The 3481-nt window shown below is 72.3% G+C and carries 3 protein-coding genes; all 3 read right to left on the bottom strand.

The window, feature by feature from the left end; translation table 11 throughout:
* Nucleotides 1-436 (bottom strand): amidohydrolase family protein (locus ON39_RS07670; protein WP_040732569.1); only part of this gene is annotated, 436 nt, incomplete at its 3' end.
* On the bottom strand, nucleotides 433-1632 hold the full coding sequence (locus tag ON39_RS07665; protein WP_085998131.1) for an allantoate amidohydrolase: 1200 nt from the start codon (nucleotides 1630-1632) through the stop codon (nucleotides 433-435). The genes ON39_RS07665 and ON39_RS07670, both read right to left, overlap by 4 nt.
* A 25-nt stretch (nucleotides 1633-1657) precedes the next feature.
* Entirely contained in the window at nucleotides 1658-3310 is a 1653-nt protein-coding gene (hutU, locus tag ON39_RS07660; RefSeq protein WP_040732568.1) for a urocanate hydratase, read from the bottom strand.
* Between the last annotated feature and the right edge of the window lie 171 nt (nucleotides 3311-3481).

Genomic DNA, 3481 nt, shown 5'->3' with positions numbered 1-3481 from the left:
GGATGCCCGCGTCCTCGGCCGCCGCCGCGAGGGCCGCGCTCATCGCGTTCGGGTCCGCGTACCGCACGCCGCCCCGCGCGTGGTGGAGGTAGTGGAACTCGCCGACGCTGGTGTACCCCGCCAGCACCATCTCGGCGTACACCCCGCGAGCGAGCCGGTAGTAGGAGTCGGGGTCCAGCCGTTCGGCCACGGCGTACATGCGTTCGCGCCAGGTCCAGAACGTGCCGCGATCGTGCTGGGTGCGCCCGCGCAAGGCACGGTGGAAGGCGTGCGAGTGCGCGTTGGCGAAGCCGGGAATCGTCAAGCCCGGCAACACGGTTCCGCTCCGCTCGGTGTCGCGGGTGACCGCGCGGATAGCGGCGCCGTCCACCTCGATCGTCACCGCCGCCGCCACCCCGTCGGGCAGCCAGGCGTGCTCGGCCCAGTACGTGCTCATCCGGCCAGTTCCTCGAGCACCCGCGCGAGACCCGCCGCGCCGCTGTCGATATCGGCGGGTTCGGCGAATTCGTCGGGGGCGTGGCTGATTCCGGTCGGGTTGCGCACGTACAGCATGCCCGAGGGGACGTGCGCGGCGAGGATGCCCGCGTCGTGGCCCGCGCCGGTGGGCAGGGCGGGCACGCCGCCGAGCACCTTGTCCATCCGGCCGCGCAGGGTCTCGTCGAAGACCACGTCGTCGGAGTAGGACTCCTCGGTGACGGTGAGCGCGCACCCCTCGGCCTCGGCGGCCGCCAGCGCGGCCGCGGTGATGTCCTCGACCAGCGCGGCGGTGCGGCCGGTACCGGCGACCCGGGCGTCGAGCCACAGGTCGACGCTCGACGCGATGACGTTCGTGCCGCCGGGCGTGGGCACCAGTCTGCCGACCGTGGCGCGCGCGTCCGGCATCGCGGCGGCCGAGCGCCGCGCCGCCGCGATCATCGCCGCGGCGGGCAGCATCGGATCGTGCCGATCGGTGAGCCGGGTCGCGCCCGCGTGATTTCCCTGGCCGGAGAACGAGAATCGGTACCGGCCGTGCGCGATGATGCTGCTGCCGGTGGCGATGGGACTGTCGGTCTCGATCAGCCCGCGCCCCTGCTCGACGTGCAGCTCCACGAAACAGCCTATGCGCGCGAGGGATTCGGGGTCGGCGCCGAAGCGTTTCGGATCGTGCCCGGCCTTGACCGCCGCCTCGGCCAGCGTGACGCCGTCGGCGTCGCGCAGCGCACGGGCCCGATCGGGGTCGATCGCGCCGGTGAGCAAGCGCGAACCGAGGCACGGCACCCCGAAACGGCCACCCTCCTCCTCGGCGAACACGAGCACCGCGAGCGGCCTGGCGGGCTCGAAACCCTTGCCCTGCAAGATCTCCACCGCCGCGAGCGCGCTGGCCACGCCCAGCGGTCCGTCGTACGCGCCGCCGCCGGGCACCGAATCCAGGTGACTGCCGGTGACGACCGCCCCGGCCCCCGGGCTCCCCCACCACGCCCAGATATTGCCGTTGCGGTCGGTGTGCACGTCCAACCCGGTGTCGAGGGCCTGGTCGATGAACCAGTCCCGCAGCTCGAAGTCGGCGTAGTCGTACACGTGCCGCGAGTAGCCGCCGCGCTTGGCATCCTTTCCGACGCCCGCGATCTCGGCCATCAGCTGATTCACGCCCACCGTGTCGCTCCCGTCCCGCCGCGCTTCACGGCGTCTCGTGCAGCGGAATGCGCACGCCGCGTTCGGCGGCCACCTCGGCCGCGCGGTCGTACCCCGCGTCCACGTGGCGGATCACGCCGGTGCCGGGATCATTGGTGAGCACGCGCTCGATCTTGGCCGCCGCCAACGGCGTTCCGTCGGCCACGCACACCTGCCCGGCGTGGATGGACCGGCCCATGCCGACCCCGCCGCCGTGGTGGATGGACACCCACGTCGCGCCGGAGGCGGTGTTGAGCAACGCGTTCAGCAGCGGCCAGTCCGCGATGGCGTCGGAGCCGTCGGCCATCGACTCGGTCTCCCGGTAGGGCGAGGCGACGCTGCCGGAGTCCAGATGGTCGCGGCCGATCACCACCGGCGCGGAAAGCTCTCCGCTGGCGACCATCTCGTTGAACCGCAGGCCGGCCAGGTGCCGCTCGCCGTAGCCGAGCCAGCAGATGCGAGCCGGGAGTCCTTGGAAGGCAACGCGTTCGCTCGCCAGTTCGATCCAGCGGCGCAGCGACGCGTTCTCCGGGAACAGCTCGACGATGGCGCGGTCGGTGGCCGCGATGTCCTCGGGGTCGCCCGAGAGCGCCGCCCAGCGGAACGGGCCCTTGCCCTCGCAGAACAGCGGACGGATATAGGCCGGAACGAAGCCGGGGAAGTCGAAGGCCCGGTCGCAGCCGCCCAGGGCGGCCTCGCCGCGCAGCGAGTTGCCGTAGTCGAAGACCTCCGCGCCCTTGTCCAGGAAGCCGAGCATGGCCCCGACGTGCTCGGCCATCGACTCGCGCGCCCGCTCGGTGAACTCGTCTGGCTTCTTCGCCGCGTAGTCGGTCCAGTCCTCGACGGCGATGCCGCGCGGCAGGTAGGCCAGCGGGTCGTGCGCGGAGGTCTGGTCGGTGACGATCTCCGGATCCAGGCCCAGCGCCAGCAGCCGAGGCAGCACCTCGGCGGCGTTGCCGATCAGGCCGACCGACAACGCCTTTCGCTCCTTGCGCGCGGTCGTCACCCGGGCCACCGCGTCGTCGAGGTCGGTCGCGATCTCGTCGAGGTAGCGCTCCTGCACGCGCCGCCGCGCCCGCGCCGGATCGCACTCGACCACCAGCGCGACGCCGCCGTTCATGGTGACCGCCAGCGGCTGCGCGCCGCCCATGCCACCCAGCCCGGCGGTCAGCGTGAGCGTGCCGGCCAGGGTTCCGCCGAATCGCTTGTCCGCCACCGCCGCGAACGTCTCGTAGGTGCCCTGCAGGATGCCCTGCGTACCGATGTAGATCCACGAGCCCGCGGTCATCTGTCCGTACATGGTCAGGCCGAGCGCCTCCAGCCTGCGGAACTCCGGCCAATTGGCCCAGTCCCCAACGAGATTGGAGTTCGCGATGAGCACCCGCGGCGCCCACTCGTGCGTGCGGAACACGCCGACCGGCTTACCCGACTGCACCAGCAACGTCTCGTCGGCCGCCAGCGTCGTCAGCGATCGGGTGATCGCGTCGAAGCTGGCCCAGTTCCTGGCCGCCTTGCCCGTGCCGCCGTAGACGACCAGATCCTGCGGCCGCTCGGCCACCTCCGGATCGAGATTGTTGTGCAGCATCCGCAGCGCCGCCTCGGTCTGCCAACTCTGCGCGGTCAGCCGCGTCCCGCGCGCCGCCCGGACTATCCGACTCATAGCACCAACCTCCAGTGAATTCCCGGCGCCTGCCGCGCCCATGACCTGAGCCCCGTCGTCACGACACGTGCGCCAGGTGCGGGGCGACCGCGCGGGCCAGCTCGCCGGACCGGACCAGCGCCTCGGCGGCGGCGATCTCCGGCGCGAGATGGCGGTCGGGGCCCGGCCCGT

Source organism: Nocardia tenerifensis NBRC 101015, assembly GCF_000308715.1.
Lineage (GTDB): Bacteria > Actinomycetota > Actinomycetes > Mycobacteriales > Mycobacteriaceae > Nocardia > Nocardia tenerifensis.
The sequence above is the reverse complement of the archived record's forward strand: the minus strand, read 5'-3'. Positions and strand labels throughout refer to the sequence as shown.